Source organism: Aquamicrobium sp. YD-1-mutant5 (assembly GCF_059509755.1).
Map to the genome: position 1 here is coordinate 25,461 of NZ_JCAKKP010000016.1, position 17,843 is coordinate 43,303.

The 17,843-nt window shown below is 61.2% G+C and carries 14 protein-coding genes and 2 pseudogenes; 11 read left to right on the forward strand and 5 right to left on the reverse strand.

Annotated features, from left to right (window positions below):
* The first annotated feature begins 8 nt into the window (after nt 1-8).
* Both AC5XE7_RS17430 and AC5XE7_RS17435 read left to right on the forward strand, forming a co-directional pair.
* Complete coding sequence (locus tag AC5XE7_RS17430; protein WP_272809257.1) at nt 9-479, forward strand: MobC domain-containing protein; 471 nt, start codon at nt 9-11, stop codon at nt 477-479.
* A complete protein-coding gene (locus AC5XE7_RS17435) occupies nt 469-3,045 on the forward strand; it encodes a relaxase/mobilization nuclease domain-containing protein (protein WP_272809256.1) in 2,577 nt (858 codons plus the stop codon). The genes AC5XE7_RS17430 and AC5XE7_RS17435 overlap by 11 nt, the downstream gene beginning before the upstream one ends.
* Before the next feature lie 144 nt (nt 3,046-3,189).
* Here AC5XE7_RS17435 and AC5XE7_RS17440 read toward each other — a convergent pair whose 3' ends face one another.
* The 4 genes and pseudogenes from AC5XE7_RS17440 to AC5XE7_RS17455 form a co-directional block, all read right to left on the reverse strand.
* Entirely contained in the window at nt 3,190-4,125 is a 936-nt protein-coding gene (locus tag AC5XE7_RS17440) for a lytic transglycosylase domain-containing protein (protein WP_272809255.1), read from the reverse strand.
* A 169-nt stretch (nt 4,126-4,294) separates the two neighbouring features.
* A pseudogene (locus tag AC5XE7_RS17445) lies at nt 4,295-5,150 on the reverse strand (tyrosine-type recombinase/integrase).
* Complete coding sequence (locus AC5XE7_RS17450) at nt 5,147-5,533, reverse strand: type II toxin-antitoxin system VapC family toxin (protein WP_272809254.1); 387 nt, start codon at nt 5,531-5,533, stop codon at nt 5,147-5,149. The pseudogene AC5XE7_RS17445 and the gene AC5XE7_RS17450 overlap by 4 nt, the downstream one beginning before the upstream one ends.
* Nucleotides 5,533-5,787 (reverse strand): type II toxin-antitoxin system VapB family antitoxin, encoded by a 255-nt coding sequence (locus tag AC5XE7_RS17455; protein WP_272809253.1) that lies wholly within the window; start codon nt 5,785-5,787, stop codon nt 5,533-5,535. Before AC5XE7_RS17455 ends, AC5XE7_RS17450 begins: the two co-directional genes overlap by 1 nt.
* Before the next feature lie 869 nt (nt 5,788-6,656).
* Between AC5XE7_RS17455 and AC5XE7_RS17460 the strand changes: the two genes are divergently transcribed.
* The 5 genes and pseudogenes from AC5XE7_RS17460 to AC5XE7_RS17480 all read left to right on the forward strand — a co-directional run bounded on the left by AC5XE7_RS17460 (nt 6,657) and on the right by AC5XE7_RS17480 (nt 10,326).
* On the forward strand, nt 6,657-7,100 hold the full coding sequence (locus AC5XE7_RS17460; protein WP_272809252.1) for a DNA-binding domain-containing protein: 444 nt from the start codon (nt 6,657-6,659) through the stop codon (nt 7,098-7,100).
* A gap of 99 nt (nt 7,101-7,199) precedes the next feature.
* Entirely contained in the window at nt 7,200-8,297 is a 1,098-nt protein-coding gene (locus AC5XE7_RS17465; RefSeq protein WP_495917910.1) for a transposase, read from the forward strand.
* Nucleotides 8,294-9,211, forward strand: coding sequence for a TniB family NTP-binding protein (locus AC5XE7_RS17470; protein ID WP_272809251.1), 918 nt, complete (start codon nt 8,294-8,296; stop codon nt 9,209-9,211). Before AC5XE7_RS17465 ends, AC5XE7_RS17470 begins: the two co-directional genes overlap by 4 nt.
* Nucleotides 9,208-9,609: pseudogene (locus tag AC5XE7_RS17475) on the forward strand (TniQ family protein); the annotation flags it as partial. The gene AC5XE7_RS17470 and the pseudogene AC5XE7_RS17475, both read left to right, overlap by 4 nt.
* Before the next feature lie 108 nt (nt 9,610-9,717).
* On the forward strand, nt 9,718-10,326 hold the full coding sequence (locus tag AC5XE7_RS17480; RefSeq protein WP_272809250.1) for a hypothetical protein: 609 nt from the start codon (nt 9,718-9,720) through the stop codon (nt 10,324-10,326).
* Here the strand turns inward: AC5XE7_RS17480 and AC5XE7_RS17485 are convergent.
* Complete coding sequence (locus AC5XE7_RS17485; RefSeq protein WP_272809249.1) at nt 10,277-11,194, reverse strand: recombinase family protein; 918 nt, start codon at nt 11,192-11,194, stop codon at nt 10,277-10,279. The two genes, AC5XE7_RS17480 and AC5XE7_RS17485, sit on opposite strands and share 50 nt — an antisense overlap.
* A gap of 279 nt (nt 11,195-11,473) precedes the next feature.
* Here AC5XE7_RS17485 and AC5XE7_RS17490 point away from each other — a divergent pair, with 279 nt between their 5' ends.
* The 4 genes from AC5XE7_RS17490 to AC5XE7_RS17505 all read left to right on the forward strand — a co-directional run bounded on the left by AC5XE7_RS17490 (nt 11,474) and on the right by AC5XE7_RS17505 (nt 17,689).
* Nucleotides 11,474-12,595 carry an RHE_PE00001 family protein gene (locus AC5XE7_RS17490; RefSeq protein ID WP_272809184.1) on the forward strand — a complete coding sequence of 374 codons (1,122 nt, stop codon included), beginning with the start codon at nt 11,474-11,476 and terminating at the stop codon, nt 12,593-12,595.
* 144 nt (nt 12,596-12,739) lie between these two features.
* Nucleotides 12,740-13,816, forward strand: a complete 1,077-nt coding sequence (locus AC5XE7_RS17495) for a type IV toxin-antitoxin system AbiEi family antitoxin (RefSeq protein WP_272809185.1) — start codon at nt 12,740-12,742, stop codon at nt 13,814-13,816.
* Nucleotides 13,804-14,673: a nucleotidyl transferase AbiEii/AbiGii toxin family protein gene (locus AC5XE7_RS17500; protein WP_272809186.1), complete on the forward strand. Its 870-nt coding sequence runs from the start codon at nt 13,804-13,806 to the stop codon at nt 14,671-14,673. The genes AC5XE7_RS17495 and AC5XE7_RS17500 overlap by 13 nt, the downstream gene beginning before the upstream one ends.
* Before the next feature lie 37 nt (nt 14,674-14,710).
* On the forward strand, nt 14,711-17,689 hold the full coding sequence (locus AC5XE7_RS17505) for a TrlF family AAA-like ATPase (RefSeq protein WP_338341948.1): 2,979 nt from the start codon (nt 14,711-14,713) through the stop codon (nt 17,687-17,689).
* The last annotated feature ends 154 nt before the right edge of the window (nt 17,690-17,843 follow it).

Genomic DNA, 17,843 nt, shown 5'->3' on the forward strand with positions numbered 1-17,843 from the left:
AGTCAAGTTTGTGGTACAAACTTGACGTCGCCGCGCCTCCGGCAGGGCTGTGGTTCGCGCCTCTGGCGCTCAGGGTCGCCTCCGGCAACCTGGAAAGCGGGAAGGAAACGATGCGAAGCGAGGTGGTCAGGGTCCGTCTACAGCCGGAGGAGCGAGATGCGCTGGCCGTGCTTTGCGGAGAGGACCGCACCGCCAGCGACGTCATCCGGCTGCTGTTTCGCGACCAGGCCGGTCTACCGCTCCCGGTCGGTCCGGCCGAGGCAGACGCCCTCCGCGGCACGAACGAGGAGCTGCGGCGCATCGGCATCAACCTCAATCAGGCTGTCCGGGCGATGAACGAGGGGCGTGTCGGCTATGAAGCGCATCTCGACGCGGCGCTCCGTTACCTTCTCGACGGTGTGTTTCGGCTGCGCGCCGACGTCGACCTGATGCTGCGGATCAGCCGCAAGGAGCGGAGGGGGGCTGGCCGTGGCGCATGATTGGTCCGGACTGCTCGGCGAAATCCAGGCGTTGTCCGCCCGTCGTGCATCTTTCTTGATTGATGACGAAGAGGAGTTGCGCCGGCGCCGCGCGGTTGGCCTCGCCATAGCGGGTGAGGCACCGAAGCAGCGTTTCATGCCTACCGGGATAGCAAGCAAGGCGCGCACAGGTCCAATTTCGTCCAACGAGCCGACGATCGCGTCGATCCTGCAAAGGCCGCAGTCATCACAGCAGGGCGTCATCGCGCTGGTCGGGGCCATCGGCGCTGGCGGCAACCGGGAGGACGACGATGAGCGGCGCAAGTCCGGCGGGGGAGGGGCCGGTGCTTCGTCCGTCACTTCGTCTCATAAGGCGCGGCCAATCTCCTCGCTGCGCGCAGCAACGAATGGATCCTCAGCGGAGACCGCAAGCCGCGCGGCGATTGCCGCCGGCGCGCAGCCGGCGGTGATCAAGGTGACGTCAACCGTGTCCAGCAGGGGGTCGGCCGCGGGTCTAATGACCTATCTCGGAACGCGGGAAATCGAGAAGGAGAACGGTGAGAAGGGCAAGGTCGACATCCCGGTCTACGATCAGGACGGCCTTGTCATCGCAAGCCGTGCGGACCGGGCAGCAGTTCTGGCCGAATGGGGCTCGGACTTCCGCGATGCCTATGCGGTCGACGCGCTGGCCACGTTTTCCATCACGCTTGCCGATCCGGTCGACGATGCAGCGCTTCACGACGCCCTGAACACTGTCTTCGGCTCGAAGCCTTTCCTCTATTCCCGGCATCCGGATGGCAAGGTCTCCGTCTATGCGGTGACCGACCTGCCCGCGAAGAAGATCGCCGGCGCGCTGAAGGCACGCGAGAAGGGGGAGGGTCCGGCCCGCGCTGTCGAAAATGCGGAGAATGATTTCGTGCGCCGACTGGCCGACGCCGGCGTCTCCGCCGAGGTCCGCATTCTCGGGGCGGCCGTCTCGGAAAAGTCCGGTCGTTACTTCCTTGAAAAGTTTCTGCGCACCGAGAAGGCCGTAACCACCAGCGAAGGCGAGCCGGTCAAGCGCGGGACCGGCGTCAAGGAGCAGGCTGAAGGCATCTGGCCCGCCTGGTCCTGCCACATTCGCACCGTTGAGCCGCGCAACGGCTTTCATGTCATCTTCTCGGCCCGCGCCGGGACTGATCCGGAGGCGATGACGCGCGCTGTCCGGGATTTCCTGAGCGAACAGGTCGCCGGCCACCGGTGGATCACCGCGCATCATCCCGATACCGGCCATGTGCATGTCCATGCGATGATCGCGGCGCATGATGACGTTGGCAAGGCGCTGCGCCTGACCAAGCCGGAACTCTATGAATGGCGGGAGCGTTTTGCGGCCAAGGCGCGTGAGCAGGGCATCGCCATGGTCGCCACCCGGCGCTCGGATGTGGCGGCCACACGGCCTTACAGCCAGTCGCAGGCCGGCGCCTACGAGCGCAGCAAGAGCGATCCTCGCTATCTGAAGACGCCCGCCGTCACCAAACGCGTCGAGCGCAAGAGGGCCGGCGTCGTCGATCGTGCCTCGCTTACCGATGGGAACCTGGCGCTTGCGCCGAAATGGCAGGCAACGGCGAGCGCCTTAAAAAGGGCCGGGGCGGCGCCGTCGGTGATCGCGGCGGCTGACCGTTTCGCAGCCGCGGCGACCGAAAAGGCTGTCCAGCCAGCGCCGCGCCATGCCAATGGCTTTGTCCTCCTTCGTCTCGAGAGTGAGCAGGCCGCCGATCGCGACACGATTGCTGCGATTGTTCAGCGGGTGGTCGGCGTAGGTAGCACCTTCGTTTTGGCCGGTCGTAAGGCGATTTATGTCCTGGCGCCCACAACGGCGAGCGTCAGCAAAATAGAGCGTGAGCTGGCCAAGCAGAACGACGCGTTCGGCCCCGTTGGCGAAACATTGGCCGTCACCAGCGACATCCAGGCCAAGCTCCTGAAACAAGGTATTCGCGCCGGCGTCGCGATTGAGGCCGCTGGTTCTGGGAAGGACGGAGTGCCGTCGCCCTGGCTTCAGAAACGGTTTGATGCCTTTACTCAGCAATCCGGTGCGCCGTCGAACGAGTCGTTGGCAGAGCTCAAAAGCTTCATCGCAAACATTCAACGCCAGGAGGAAAAGACCATGCCCTTATCGCTGGAGCAGTTCGACGAGCGCGTGTCGCGGGCGAACAAATCAATGGACCGGCTGGAGACCATGGTCGACAGCGGTGCGGAACGCCAGGCTGTCGAGGAGATGCGGACGGAAATCTCCGCGCTCTTTGCCGAGCAGCGCCGTGACATCGAGATGCAGCAAGTGCGGTCGGTCGCTGACACCGCAGGGGGAGGGGGCAAACCGTTGGCGGCCCGCGCCGATGATGCGCGAACCCAAGATCGGGCCGTGCCGCAGACGGTCGATCCTGCTATCGCTGCCCAGCAGCAGGCAATTGCCGCCGGTCGTGCCGCTCGTGCGGCGCGGGAGCAGGCAGGCGCGGCCAAGGGCGCGCAGGACGAACAACGCCAGCGGATCCTCCGGCACGCCGAACAGGAACGCCAGCGCGGCAATGATCGCGATGGCGCGGAACGATAGGCTCCATACTACTCGTCCATCAAACCGCCAGCGAGGTTACCGCCCCGTTTCTCGGTTCCTTCTCGTGGATTACGAGTTTGCCCCAATCTGTGCGTCGATCGCCTTATACGCACGGCACGCAATTCGGCGAACCGCTGGGGCCAGTCAGTTCCTGAAGACGATGCAGGCGCCTTCGCGCTTGCGGACTTCAACGCACACGGCCTCGGCTTCTTGCCGGGTCGGGCGGCCGATACGGGCCGTGTATCGCAGCCTTGTCCCGAAGGCACGGTTGCGTTCCTTCTGGATCAGCGGCTTTTCCTTATTCAGCGGCGCGGGCAGAGATCGAATGGTCGACAGGAACAGTCTGATTGCCACCGGCTTCTGGAAATGCCCCGCCAGTTGTGCGCCCCACGGCGCCCAGGCGCCTTCCGCTTCAAAATCCAGGGCCTTGAGGCGCCGCGTGCTGGCAAGTGCGATGCAGGCGTCCTCGAAGGACTTTTGCCCGTCGAGTCGCAGATCGATGGCGGCAGGCGGGTTGTCGCGCCAGTCCTCGGCCGCATGTGCCGTGATTTCAAGGACATAGTTGCGGGTCTCCGGCGGCAGGCTTCCGGTTTTCAGGAACGTCCGCAGTCTGCCTTCGCCGGCATTGTAGGCGGCGGCGGCCAGACCGAGGTTGCCGAAGCGGTCTCGCAGGTCATCGAGATACTCAGCTGATTTCTTCAATGCCTCCAAAGCGTCGAAACTGTTCGATAGGCCGCGCAGTCTTGCAGTGGAGGGAACGAATTGCGCTATTCCTTCCGCGCCCTTTGGGCTGACGGCATCTGGACGGAACCGGCTTTCCGTCCAGATCAGCCGTGCAAAGAAATCTGGCGGTAGATCGTTCTCGCCGGCGAAACGGGCTAGCGCCCTGCATATGTCGCGATTAAAGGTGGCCTCGCGGACGCATAGCGTTCCAGTGCTGGTCGCTATTGAGTAAGTACAAGGCGGCGCGCGCCATTCAATCTGAGCGATCGCGGCATTCGTCGGGATGCAGGAGGCCAGCGCCCCCGCAGCCAGCAGGGCAAGTCTTCCCCTGTCCCATCTTCGTCGCCCGCGCCACATCGCTCCCTCATACCACCAATGCGAAACGAGAGGGAGATGCCTACTTATCGCGCCGATTGTATTTGCCTGACAATGCCTGACCCTCGACGCCATGGTGAGAGTGGCGGCCAATCCGTATGGGCGACCGCAAAGCAAGTCGACTGCCGAGACCTTGGCGGGGAGGGGAGGGCTACAGGCCCGCGGCCCTTGTGAGGTTGATGCGAAACCGGTCGCGGCGGCGCTGGTAGCGGCGGGTCATTTCGGCGGAGGCATGGCCGAGCTGCTTTTGCACATGGCGTTCGTCGACTTCGGCCGAGGAGGCGAGGCCGGCACGCAACGAGTGCCCGGCAAACATCTGGCCGCGCTCGGCCGCGGAGAGGTCGTCGCGTACACCGGCCGCCAGCCCGTCTTGCCGCGCAGTGTCAGCAGCGCGCCCTTGTCGAAGATTTCGATCCAGCCCGAGGAATCTTCCGTCTGGTCGCGGCCAAGGTCGAGCCCGGTGATTTCCGAGCGGCGCAGGCCGCCGGAGAACCCGACAAGCAGCATGGCACGATCCCGCATGCCGCGAAGCGTCCCCCTTTCGAGCGTCTCAAGCATGGCGATCAGGTCTTCCGGCAGGATTACCTCCTTCTGCCGGGGCGGGGCCGCGTGTTTTTTGCGGATGCCGGCCAGCACGGTGGCAATGGCGCGGTCCTTGCGATCGAGTTTTTCGCCGCGCTGCGTATAGTTCCAGCCGATGGCGGAGAGACGACGCTCGATCGTCGAAACGCTGTCCTCCTTGCCGCCGCGCGTCGGTGCGCCTGAAGCGCATGCCGTGATGTAGAGTCCCACCACCGAAGGATCCGGCGGGAGCGAAGAAAGACTCTGCCGCCGGCACCAGGCGGAGAAACGCTTCCAATCTGATGCGTAGCCTGGCGGGTGCTGGCTGAGCTTGCCGCCTCGACATAATCGCGAGCGCGATCGGTGACGTCCTGCAGATGGACCCTAAGCGGAGGGGAGGGGCGCGCACTATAGCGCGTCCCAACGCTTCGCTCTTCAATTGTCATGCGGCACTGATGTCCGTTTGTGAGAAGTCATTGCCTTTGAAGAGCAACGGCTCACCCGTCATGAACGCGAGAGCGTAGGAGAAGCAATCCCCGTAATTTAGCCCAGCCGGGTGGCGGCCCTTACCGTAGCGGCGCCAAGCGCGGCGTGCCTGATCCGCATCGCCCGGAGATACGGGTACGACCTCGGCACCGATCTTGTGGAGCCATAGATCCAGTTCGCTACCGCCAGCCTCGCCAAGCCTCGTTTCAAGCACCATTGCCGCTTCAAGCACGGTGGCCGCCGAAATCAAGCGTATAGGATCGTCGGCGATGCGCTCTTCGAAGGTCAAGGCATCCGGTTCGTCCAGCGCGATCGCAACAATCGCCGAGGTGTCGATGACCATCAGCCGGGTAGTCCGTTCTCGTCATAGCCGACAATCTCATCTGCACTACGTGTGTCTAGGACTGGAAGGCTGCGCCAGCGTCGTCTGCTGGCCGCGAGATCCTCCAGCAGAGCTGCCTTGCGAATACTGGATCCGAGGCGGCGTAGACGCTGTTCAAGCGCTGTCCGCGTCGCGAGAGTGATACTTTCGCCGGTGCGCTCCGCGAGCGTGCGCGCCAGACGTTCGGTTTCCGGATCTTTTATACTAAGGGCCATCTTCAAAGGTTCCTGATGATCTATATTCTACCTATATAACTCGTCCAGCCCCGAATTGCACGCATCATAAGCGGGGCGCCGCTCGGCCGGTCGTCGGTGGGCGCTTCGTCACGCTGCTCGCCCTGAGCGACGTGTTCGGCGTCAACCCGGATGGGGTCGCTAGAATGTCGGAGGCCGCTATTCGAATGGCGCGCGGCGCACGCGCACCATGTCACCGCCGCCCCATGGAATGGCCACCGATCCGTTGCTGCGCAGTTCGGCTGAATATGAGCGCCTGGCCACTCAGATCCTGGCGGACCCAAGGTGGACAGCCGCACAACGCCTACCGCATCGCAAACGCGACAGGGCTCGTGCGCGGCTGATTGATGCGGCGCATTCCAGGAATGGGTGACCCGCTACCGGGTCTCCGCCCGAGAGGACAGCGAGTGCGAAAAAATCGAGTCACACAGAAGACCATGGAGCGCGTTTCGCGGGTCGGGATGAGGCGTTGTTCGTCAAGCGTAAAAAACCGCAGAGCGGGCTTCCTTGGCCGAAATCGGCGATTGCCCGGAAGAAGGTGCCTGTGAGCACCCGGTCGGTCGCCGCGACCGCCGTCAACGCCGGTCGGGATTGCATGCGAGGCGCTAGACCGCTGCAGTCCGCTGATCAAGCGCACAACGAGTCCGCCCAATGGCTGCGAATTTCGACGACCACAGACGCCTGAAACGGACTGTCCGGCGATCAAATGCGAGCGACAGTGTCGCTAGTCCTAATTCAATGGACTGTATGTCTTTGTTTTGTAACAATAGTAGGTCACCCTAATTGAGTGGATTCGACCAGGATCGCAGGATTCTATTCTGATTTGCCGGTTAAGGTAAGGGTGACGGCCGATGAGCCGTAAACGCGATAAGCTCATGGTCGATGACGCGGTGTGGTTGGATGCCGTGTCGCGCGAAAAAGTGATCCGACCCTTGGCATTATTGCCGCGCCTTTCACCTTTGCACGTAGGCGCGGCATGCCGTGAGCTGAAGATAAGTCGAAGTCGCTTCTACGTACTGTTGAGCCGGTATCGTGCCTCGCCGGTCACGAGTTCATTGCTGGCGGACAGCTCGGGTCCACCGAAAGGCAAGACGCTTTTGTCGCCTGAGATCGAGGAGATCATTCAGACGGCGATTGCCGATACCTACCGCAAACGAGAGCGGCCGACTGTCACCGCACTTTACGATCGGGTGGAAGAACTCTGTCATGAACGTCGGCTTCATCCACCATCATTGAAAGCTGTCCGGGCTCGAATAGACCTCGCCGATCCCAGAAGCCTGATGCAGGCGAGATAAGGCGCGAAGGCAGCCCGGCAGAAATTCGATGCCGTCGTCTGCGAGTACGGTGCCGATCACGCCCTCCACATCGTCCAGATCGATCATACCTTGGTAGATTTGTTCATCGTAGATGCGAGAGATCGACGGCCGCTGCAGCGTCCCTGGTTGACATTGGCCATTGATATCGCGAGCAGAATGGTGGCCGGCTTCTATCTCAGTCTGGAGCCTCCGTCGTCGACGTCGGTAGCCTTGGCGATCCAGCATCTGGTGATGCCAAAAGCACCTTGGCTGCAGGCGAGGGGCATTGATGCCGAGTGGCCGGTGTTTGGACTGCCCGACATTATCCACCTCGACAACGGGCGGGAGTTTCATGGCAAAGCTCTCGTTAGAGGAGCACCTGAGCACGGCATCGAGCTGGTGCACCGCCCCGTCGCCCGACCGCATTACGGCGGGCACATTGAGCGGCTGATCGGCACGATGATGGGCGCTGTGCATCTGCTGCCCGGATCCACCTCGAGCAACATAGCCAAGCGAGGCTCCTACGATCCGCAAAAGCACGCGGCGATGACGCTGGACGAATTGGAGAGGTGGTTGGCCCTTCAGATCGTCGGCCGTTATCACGCTGAAGTTCACAGCGCATTGCTGCTCCCGCCGCGAACCGCCTGGAATGATGCTGTCGCGGCCCGTGTCGATCCCTTGCGCCTGCCGCACGATCCAGACCGGTTTTTGCGAGATTTCCTGCCCTTCAAGGAGCGTTGCATCCGCAGGGATGGCCTGCATCTGTTTGGAATTCGTTATTGGGATGACGTTCTCAGTCCGTTGGCTGGCCGGTCGGCGCGCCAAGTACGGGTCAAATTCGATCCGCGCGACCTTTCCTGTGTCTATGTTGAACAGGAGGACGGCTCTGTCTGGCCCGTCCGATTTGCGGCTCTGGACCGGCCGCCTATCACCCTAGGGGAACATCGCCTGGCGCGTGCAGCGCTCAGAGAGCGCGGGGTTCGTTCTGTCGATGAAAAATTGATTTTCGACACCATCGCGGAGCAACGGCGACTGCTGGAAAGCGCCGTTCAGCAGACCCGAAGCATGCGCCGCCATGTGGAACGAACCGAACGAGCACTCGCCGTTGGCGGGGAACCGTCCCGCCCGCCGGAGACCGAGGCTGAAGACGAGACCTTCATCGACTTGTCGCCCTTAACTGTAGAGGAGTGGTCGTGATAGAATATGCGCATCTGCTACCGGCCTATCAAAGCCAAGCAGCTCTTGGCGACGACGAGCGCGTGGCCTGGATCCGGTCTGATCGGTGGCTGGAAACGGCGCAAGCCAGATCAGCACTGATGCGTTTGGAGGATTTGCTGTCCTATCCTCCGCGAGATCGCATGCCTTGCCTGCTTCTCTATGGCGACACGGGCATGGGAAAAACGAAGATCATCCGTAAATTCCTCCGCGATCACGCGGCCTCCTTCGATCGAGCAAGCGGTGTGACCACCATGCCGGTCGTGGCGATGCAGATGCCGGCGGAGCCGGTCGAACGGGACATCTACGGCGAACTCCTGAATGCTATGGGGGCGCCGGGGCCCGCGAGCGATGCGGCTTTTCGGCTCAAGGGAATTTGCAGAAGCCTGATGCGCAGCATGGGTGTGCGGATGCTGATCATCGACGAAATCCATGCCATGCTGACCGGTACCTTCCGCCAGCAGAGGATCTTTCTCAACGTCATCCGCTTCCTCGCCAATGACCTGAGGGTTCAACTGGTTTGCGCCGGTACAGATCTAGCCCGACAAGCTTTGCTCACCGATCCCCAACTTGCCGAGCGCTTCGAAGCGTTTCATCTCGAACGCTGGTCGAACGATCAAAAACTGGCGCAACTCCTGTCGAGCCTCGCTTGCATTCTGCCGCTGCGCCAGCCATCGCAACTGGGCGCGGCTGCCATCCGCAGGCGCGTTCTCGACCTAACGGAAGGAGTGACGGTGCGGATTTTTCGACTGATGGAGACAGTCGCGACAGACGCTATCCGCAGCGGCCGGGAATGCATCACTGTTGAAAGCTTCGATCGCGAGGATCTCGTCTTGCCGCTCGTTGCCATGCGCCGTCACGCGGAACGGCAACTCGGGCGACGGGTCGGCCGATGAGGCGAATACCGCTGCTGCCGATCGCGCCGCGTCCTTACGATGGCGAGTTGATTTCATCATGGCAAGAGCGCGTTGCCTGCCGCTATGGATGCACGGCAGACCAAATCGACCTCTGGCTTGAATGCGGGGACGATGACCTCGCGAGGAGGTTTTTGAAGCGCGACTTCCATCCGAGAGCCCAGATGCTCAAGGCTTGGGCACGTTCCTGCAGACTGCGGCCGGACCAAATCGAGGCGATGGCACTTGGACGCATGATCAGACCCGCAGTCTGGTATGTTGATGATCGCCGAGAACGCGGAACGTGCGCCGAATGTCTCGATGAGGACGCTGCGGAGGGCCGTGATCATTTCCTCCGCCTTAAATGGGGTCACGTTGAAGCTGCCGTCTGCGTGAAGCATCGCCGCACGTTGCGGACTTACTGCGAGTGCTGCTTTGCTCGTGGTTGGTTTCGGTTTGACTGCCTGCGGGGGAGGGCGGTGCTTGTCTGCAGAGCGTGCGCGAGCCCGGTGTCGACCACGACGCGGGAGACCGAGGCTCCGGTTTTTTTGGACTTCCAGATAGAACTGGCCAAGGCCATTCAGGCGATCGTCGAGGGCCGGCATGTCCTCTCAACTGACGATCTGACGGTCGCGATGCAATTCCTATGGATGCCAACTCACTTCAAGGGAAAGCCATACATAGCGTGGTTGCGAGGTGCGTTCGGATTGCATCCGCTTGCTTCCGCTTTCCAGAACTCTCTTTCAGATTTGTCGGTTGCCTGGCGCATCGCCACTCTGTTGTCGGCGGCGCAGCTGCTCGACTTGGTCGGAGCAAGACAATTGTTCGGGGAGCCGCCCACTTTCATGGAGCAGGCGTTCACCGGATATCTCCGTGGCTCGCCGTCGTCGGCGGCCGAAAGGCCGGCGCCGGCGACGAAAATTTCTTCCGTAAAGCTCCAACTGCGGTCGGATGCGGAGTACCGTCGGCTGGCCGAAAAAATTCTCGCCAGCGGTGAATGGAAAGAAGTTGCCCAAATGAAGGGTCGGTCGCGCGACAGGCATGTTTGGCGTCTCATGAGCGAGGCGCTTAAGAGCGCACCAGTCCAAAGCGGCGTGCTTCCTCCAGCAAGTTCCTGACGGAGGACGGCTGCCATTTCCGGCCGCCGCGGGGCGGTCGCTCGTGCATCTGATCCAGTTGGGCGGCGATGTCGCGAAGCGAAAGATCCGGATCGGCGATCGTGATTGCGGCGACGAGCTTCATCAAATGGTCCTCGGGCGCGCGACGAGGAGAGCGAGCCAGCAGTTCCGGCTTGGCAAGCTTCTCACGAACCAAGCGATGAACCGCTCGCCGCAGCCGCTCGATGGTCCAGTCATGACCGCGACGATTGAGGATACGCACGACGTTGTCCCAGCTGTGCTGAGGTCTAAGTTGCCGTACGGTCGGCAGCCATGTCTGTGCCGATGCAATCAACTCGTCGAGGTAGGCGCGCTCGCGCGCCGCAGAAACCGCGCGGATCGCCTCAGGGCGGCGTTCCCGAAGGCCGGGATTGCCAGCAAGCCGGCCGCGCGCCTTGGCGGCCTTCATTCCGGATTTCGTTCGTTCGGCGATCAGGGCCCGCTCGAGCTGAGCAACGGCGCCAAGCACTGCTAAGGAAAACATCCCCTGTGGCGTCGAGGTATCAATCGGGTCACGCAACGAGCGGAAATGCACACCGCGCTTTTCGAGGTCTTCGATGACATCGAGCAAATGGCTGACCGATCGGGCAAGGCGGTCCAGGCGCACGACGACGAGAACGTCGCCGGCGCCAAGGTCCTTGAGCAGTTTTGTCAGCACGGGCCTTGCGCGCGACGCACCGGATCCGTGCTCCTGGTGGATACGGTGGCAGCCGGCCGCCCTTAGGTCGTCGACCTGCGCGTCATTGAGTTGATCGTCAGTCGAAACGCGGGCGTATCCGATCAGCCTTTGCGGCAGGGGAGGGGGAGTGAGGTTTGCAGCTTTCGCCATCGGATTTTTCTGGGGTTTTTGGGGCGGCTTGTACAAATAAGCAATGTGCCAGAAAACGATCGTTTGTAAACGTCTCTTGTTTCCATTTGCCGCAGCGCTGAATGTCGAAACCATTGGAAAAATGGCCTTTCTCGTCGACCTGAGGCGCGGTGGGCATACCTCTGTTCAATCCGGAAGGCCTAGCCGCCTTTACTAAGTACGCGCGCGGGAAATCTACCTATGTGACGGAAGCGAAGGACATGATAACTTCTGTATCGGATTGGCAGGCATTTTATTACAATGGCTTACGAAATCGAGAAATTGCCTCTGGAGACGCTTCTTCCAGCCATTGCACGGGCCGAAGATCGACTTGCCCGACTCGACGAGGTTGTACGCCGCAGCCCCGTCGGCGATGGTTTTGTCGAGCGGGGACATTTCTTTGATGCGGCTGCCAGTATGTGGGTGGCGGGCGAACTCGTCCATGTCGAGGACCTCGTGCTCCACGATGCCCAAATGGATATCCGGGCGCCCACCCATGAGCTGACCATCGGGCACACGATCCTCCGTGCTCGGCGTCGGATCTTCGGTGCCGATCCCGCCTGGGCGGTCAGCGAGGGCGGCGTGGCTGCGCTGACAGGAGCGGTTCTCGGCGCGGAGCGGCAGCAAGAGTTCGCGCTGGCCGGGCGAGCAGGGGAGGGGAGCGTCGATCTCGACGATGATGAGGATGGTGTGCTTGCCCGCGAGTTCGCTGATATTGATGCGATCATATGTCGCTCGCAGCGCGTCCTCGACGCGTTGAGCGACGGCTCTGCGCCGACATCCGCAGCGCGCCCCTCACTCGCCGTCGGCGACCTGGTTATCCGCGACCCAGACTGGGATGAGGCGGAACGGCTGTCACAATGGCGTTCGGTCCTGAAGTGTGCAGAAACACTGCCACCCGCACTTGCGGCCGTGCTGTTGTACGACGCCTGGGAATCCTTGGAGCCGGTGCAACGCCAGCACTGGCTCGGTGGCCAGCTCGTCGTCGCCTATCTCCGGTCGAGCGGCAAGATCATCTCGCATCTGCTGGCATACAATGTCGGGCTGAAAGCTGTTCCTCGAGAGCGACGTCGCGCGAGAGAGCGAACGACGCGGTTGCTCGCTTTCCTTGAGGCGATGTCTATCGCGGCGGAGGCTGGTATGAAGGAGATCGTCCGGCTCAACCAGGCGCGGGATCAGATGGAGCGGAGGATGCGCGGCCGTCGCTCGTCGAGCAGCCTTCCGGCGGTGATCGATCTGATCCTGTCGCGCCCGATCGTGTCGGCGTCCATGATCGCAAAGGCGGCCGGGGTGACGCCCCGCGGCGCTCTGAATTTAATTAGCGAGCTTGGTGCTCGCGAGATGACGGGCAGGGGTAGATACCGAGCGTGGGGCGTTCTCTAGACCCGCACGACCTTGCTCCCTTGCCACCAGGTGGCCCGATCATGCAATGCGTTTCACTCTAGCAGGGTTATTCAGCGCTTGTTGAAAACCATCGTCCACTGAAATTCGCTTGACTGGTTTCACCGAAGGCGCCATTTTCAGCAAATGTTGAAAACCGACGACTCATTGAATGAACTCGAAAGCCAAGCAGCGAAGGTTGTTGAGGGGCTGCTGCAGAGTGTGCCCGTCTTACGGATAAACAAAGTGGAGCTGACGTCACCACGCTCCGGCGTCGATATTCTGGTAGAACTCAACATCGATGGGCATCACCATTTCCTGGTTTGCGAGGTCAAGCCAGCGGGCCAGCCGCGGCATGTGCGTGCGACCCTCCTTCAGCTCCACAAAGCCGCGGATCATTTCGATCCACCGGCAACACCGATCTTCATCGCGCCATATCTATCGCCGGATGCGCAAGCGCTATGCCGGGAGTTCAATGTTGGATTTATCGATTTCGTGGGGAACGCGCGGATCGCGTTCGAAAGCGTCTTCATCGAGCGGCAGGTCGACGCGAAGCCACCCGCGGTCCACCGCAGTCTGAAATCAATATTCAAACCAAAGTCGGCGCAGGTTCTTCGGGTTCTTCTTCGCGATCCTATTCGACCATGGCGAGTCGCAGACCTCGCCCAGGCCTCCGATGTCAGCCTTGGCCACGTGAGTAATGTTCGGAGCGAGTTGGTCGACCGCGAATGGGCCGAGGTTACGGAAGATGGCTTGCGGCTTTCTCAGCCCGATGGACTCCTTGACTCTTGGCGCGAAGCCTATGAAGCGCCGGCAGGCGAGCGCATGAGTTTTTACACGACGCTCCATGGCCAATCCTTGGAGGCCTCTGCGCGAGGCGCACTTGGTGCACAGGAAGGCTATCCCCACGCTGCGTTCGCCTCGTTTTCGGCGGCGCACTGGCTGGCCCCTTATGGCCGCGTTGCCACACAACATTTTTACGCGGATGCGGCCGGGCTCAACCGTCTGCGCGATGCCCTGAAACTTTCCCCCGCGGCGTCGGGAGCGAACGTTGTGGTTACGGTGCTTAAAGATCGTGGCCTCTTCAACGATATCGTCGAGCCTGCCCCGAATGTAATCTGCACGAGTCCCGTCCAAACCTATCTTGATCTTTCCATCGCGGGCGAACGCGGAGCGGAAGCTGCTGAACATCTCAGAAAGGAACTCCTTTCATGGCGAAAATAGTGCCGCCCGAGCCTCAGTCCGCAGCGGATTATGAGGACCGCACAACGAAGGCCGTGAAGGGTGTCCTTGTCGAAATCGGACAGATCCTCGGCAGCTTCAAAGGGAAGTTCGCGGTGATTGGTGGTGCGGTTCCCTGGCTGCTGCTCGACAATGAGGACATGCCCCATCTGGGGACACTTGATGTCGATCTCGGCCTCGACGCGGAAGCCCTCGGCGATGGCGAGTATGTGAACTTGGTCGAGGCTCTCTTGGGCAATGGGTACAAGCAGAGGGAGGAACTTCGGCGCTTTCAGCTTGTCCGTCAGGTGCCGGTAAACGATGGCGGGGCGCCCATCGACATCGTCGTCGATTTCCTCATGCCCCGTCACGCGGAGATCGTGAAGAATAGCCCGCCGATCTTGAGCGATTTTGCTGTTCAGCGCGCTGACGGAGCGGACCTTGCTCTTCGCTTCTACCAACTCGTCGCGATATCCGGAGATATGCCGGAAGGCGGCACCAACCGCGTCGAGGTAGCCGTATGCTCGATCCCTGCCTTGCTTGCGATGAAGGGCTATGCCCTCAACGGCCGTCACAAGCAGAAGGACGCCTACGACATCTATTATTGTATTCGAAATTATCCTGATGGGATCGAAGCCCTGGCCGCAGCGTGCAAACCGCTACTCGAGCATGAGAGCGGCTCACAAGGCTATCAATATATTGCGGAGAAGTTCGACGCGCCCGAAGGATATGGGCCGACGAGCGTCCGAAAATTCGTTGCTGAGACGGATATCCTTGATGGTCGCACACCCGAGCAATGGCAGCAGGATGCCTTCGGGCAGGTCGAGGCGTGGCTGCGAGCTCTTGGTTTGCGACATTGACATAGTCACGAGGCGGAACTCGACGGCATAAAAACACATGATTGGGGGGAATGTGGGTAGTTCCGGATCACGCTGGCTCCGATGGGAGCCTCATATTCATGCACCGGGTACCGTACTGAACGATCAGTTTAATGGCACCGACAGCTGGGAGCAATATCTCACCAGGATTGAAATGGCGGCGCCCGTCATCCGCGCGCTAGGCGTCACCGATTACTATTTGCTCGACACTTATGAGCGCGTCCGTGATGCGAAACACCGCGACGGTCGCCTTCCTGGCGTCGACCTTGTCTTTCCGAATGTGGAGCTGCGACTTGCCTTTGGGACCGTCAAGGGCAACTGGGTGAACTGCCATCTTCTCGTCAATCCGCAGGATCCTGATCATGTAGGGGTTACACAGCGCTTCCTCGCGCAATTGACGTTCGAGTATTCTGGGGATCGGTTCGCATGCACGCCAGACGAGCTAACGCGCCTCGGCTCGAGGATCGATCCCGGTCTCTCTGGACGAGCTGCACTCGCACGTGGCGCGACGCAGTTTAAGGTGAGCTTTGAACAGTTGGTGGAGCTCTATCGCGCGATCGATTGGGCCCAAGCCAATGTTCTCATAGCAGTTGCCGGGAGCGAGCATGATGGCACGTCCGGCATGCGGGGCGAAGCTGAAGGGGCGCAGCGACAGGAGGTTGAGCGGTTCGCTCACATCATATTCGCCAGCAGCATCAGTCAACGGGATTTCTGGTTAGGCCGTAAAAGCAGCGCCACGCCGGACGATATCCGCTCCCGGTATGGAGCACTCAAACCCTGTCTGCACGGAAGCGATGCCCATGAGACAGCAAAAGTCGGGGCTCCCGACGGCGATCGCTATTCCTGGGTAAAGGGGGGTGCTCACTTCGACTCGCTGCGTCAGGCGGTCATCGATCCTGCCGGACGGGCATTTGTCGGCGCCGCACCTCCGACTCGCGCCACGCCCTCGCAGGTGATTTCTTGCGTCACAATCCAAAATGCCGACTGGGCGGCAACACCCGTCGTCGAGCTCAACCCTGGGCTCGTCGCTATCATCGGCGCGCGGGGTTCAGGAAAGACGGCTCTCGCCGACGCGATTGCCGCAGGTTGCGATGCGGCTTCTGAACATCTCAGCCCTGCCTCCTTCCTTCTCCGAGCAGGGGATCTACTCGAAGGGGCAAGTGTCCGACTTGACTGGGGCAGCGGCGACCCATCCGAACGCGATCTGCTCGACTACGACTATGATGCCGAGCTAGACGGACGCTTCCCGCGGGCGCGTTATCTTTCGCAGAAGTTCGTCGAGGAACTGTGCTCGGCTGACGGAATGACCGATGCACTTCTGGCCGAGATCGAACGAGTGATCTTCGAAGCGCATCCCGAAAAGGATGGGACATTTCGCTTCGACCAGCTTCTGGAGCTGCGGGCAACGCGCCTCCGCCTCGCTCGCCAGCGCGAAGAGGATGCCATTTCCACGCTCTCGGATCAGATCGGCCTCGAGCGGGAAAAGAAGCGGCAGATCTCTGGGCTAAAGCAGCAGCTCGCCCAGAAGGAGCAGACCGTCAAGGGATTGGAGAGCGATCGCGACAAGCTCATCGTGAAAGGGAGCGAGGCACGGGCCGACCGTCTTTCAGCCATCACCAATGCCGCCGAAAAGGTGCGTTCGTACGTCCGGTACTTCGCCAATCAGGAGAGTTCGCTCCTCGGCCTGCAGGATGAGGTGAAGGCGTTTCGGCAAAACAAAGCGCCGGAAGCGCTTCGGCAGACGAAATCGAGCTTCGTCGCGGCTCGTCTCGATGACACGGACTGGCAAGCATTCCTGCTTGAGTATCATGGTGACGTCGACGCCGCCCTGGCAGCCAAGCTTGAGACCACACGAAAGAATGCGGCAGCGTGGCGAGGGGTGCCTCCGGCACGTATCACCGATCCCAATCAGTCCTATCTGGCAGAGGGTGCGGACCCAGAGAAGACGCCGCTTGCAGTGTTGGAGGCGGAGGCATTGCGTCTGCAGGCTCTCATCAATATCGACACCGAGACCGCGCAGAAGTTTGCAGCGTTGGTCAAGCGCATTGCCGAGGAGAATACTCAGATCGAGGCCAGCCGCGCCACGCTTGCCGATTGCGAAAAGGCCGCTGTGCGCATGGCGGATCTCAGCAAGCAGCGGCGGGACAGCTACCTACGCGTGTTCGAAGCGATTATCGCCGAAGAGCAGGTCCTGCGTGACTTGTATCAGCCTCTGGTCGACCGCCTACAGGCCGCCCAAGGCACGTTGCAGAAGCTGTCCTTTTCGGCCAGCCGGCATGCCGATGTAAAGCAGTGGGCCGCGCTCGGCGAGAAGCTTTTCGACCTGCGGCGCGCCGGCGATTTTAAGGGAAAGGGCTCGATCGAACAGTGGGCCAACGCCAACCTCCGAAAGGCGTGGGAAACAGGTGATGTGGGCGCCATCGATACGGCGATCCAGCACTTCACTGATGCCTGGCAGGACGAGCTTCTCGCGGTGGCCAATGTACCGGCGAATGATCAATCGGCATATCGAAGCTGGCTGATGCGTTTCGCAAAGTGGCTGTTCAGCACCGACCACATCCAGATCGCCTACAGCATCGATTACGAAGGCACCGACATCACAAAGTTGTCGCCGGGTACGCGCGGGATTGTCTTGCTCCTCTTGTACTTGGCGCTCGACGAGAGCGATCATCGGCCCCTGATCATCGATCAGCCCGAGGAGAATCTCGATCCCAAATCGATCTTTGATGAACTGGTCGCCTTGTTCATCGCGGCCAAGGCCAAGCGGCAGGTCATCATGGTCACCCACAACGCCAACCTCGTGATCAACACGGATGCTGACCAGATCATCGTCGCTAGCGCCGGCACGCATAGCCCTGGCGAACTGCCGTCAATCACCTACGTTTCCGGAGGACTGGAGGACGCCGACATGCGCCATCAGGTGTGCAGTATCCTGGAAGGGGGCGAGGACGCCTTCAAGGAGCGCGCTCGGCGTCTTAGGGTAAGGTTGCAGCGATAGACTGATGGATCTCCGTTCTATCGATGCGCTCCCCTTCTCCGTTAGCCGGTTCGATGGTCGTGAGAACAGAATGCAAGGCCGCGCAGCTGGCAGCGTCGCGGTGTGCTAGGCCGCACGCCGGGACCGTGATGGGCAGGCGATCGGGCTCCGCTGC